A 999-nucleotide genomic window follows, 5' to 3' on the forward strand; every position below is an offset into this window, starting at 1 on the left:
GCAACAGTGTGTTGCTGCGGGAGTGGAATTCTACTCAACCGCCTTCTCGAGTCAAGCCTTATTTTCAAAGGCTTTTCGAGGTTATCGACGAGGTTGTTTGCGTTGCCGCTTGCCCTGTCGATGGAGGCGCATTATAGGGAGTAGAAACTTTCTGGCAAGCAGATAATTGCAAAAAGATGGCTTTCATCAACCGTTCGCTCACAAAGCCACCAATGCGCATATTAAGCGAACGAAATCAGCCCGCAACAGGCACTGAAACGGCGAAATCGTGCAGGTTGTCGTAGATGGCATCCGCCAAGGCGATGCCGGCATCGGTTACAGGTTTGCCAGTACGCACCATGACTTTATGACCAACCTTGGCACTGGCTGCCGCTTTCAGGTCGGAAGGTTTGTCGCCAACCATATAGGAACGGCCCATGTCGATACCCAGCTCCTGTTGTGCCAGCAGCAGCATGCCGGGTTCCGGTTTGCGGCAATCACAAGGGGCACCGTGATCCGGGTGATGTGGACAGAAATAGATACCGTCGAGATCCACATCCCGATCGGCCAATGACCAATCCATCCATTCAGTCAGGTTCATGAAGTCGTCCTCACTGAAATAGCCGCGGGCGATACCAGACTGGTTGGTGACGACGATCAACAGATAGCCTTTCTTCTTCAGCAGCTGCATGGCTTCGATCACACCGGGCAGGAAATGGAAGTCGTCTACCTGACTGACATAACCGGTGTCTTCGTTGATGACACCGTCACGGTCCAGAAAAATGGCGGGCTTGCTCACTGGGGACTACCTCAATAAATGATTTTGCAAAGTATCTCATAGGGCACAAGGCCCAAAAAGAAAAAGGGGCGGCCGAAGCCACCCCTTTTCATGTTTGCATATAACGAATCGATTAAGCGATTACGCTAGCTACAACACCAGCACCTACGGTACGGCCACCTTCACGGATGGCGAAACGCAGGCCGTCGTCCATTGCGATCGGCGCAATCAGGGTAACAACC

The 999-nt window shown here is 52.4% G+C and carries 2 protein-coding genes; both read right to left on the bottom strand.

The window, feature by feature from the left end:
• Positions 1-235: 235 nt before the first annotated feature.
• Positions 236-778 (bottom strand): D-glycero-beta-D-manno-heptose 1,7-bisphosphate 7-phosphatase, encoded by a 543-nt coding sequence (gene gmhB / locus ACM3N8_RS22330; protein ID WP_043142605.1) that lies wholly within the window; start codon positions 776-778, stop codon positions 236-238.
• A 112-nt stretch (positions 779-890) separates the two neighbouring features.
• Positions 891-999, bottom strand: a 109-nt coding sequence (locus tag ACM3N8_RS22335) for a hypothetical protein (protein ID WP_416016602.1), incomplete at its 5' end; no start/stop codon positions are given.

It is taken from the genome of Aeromonas sp. A04 (assembly GCF_047780465.1).
GTDB lineage: Bacteria > Pseudomonadota > Gammaproteobacteria > Enterobacterales > Aeromonadaceae > Aeromonas > Aeromonas bestiarum.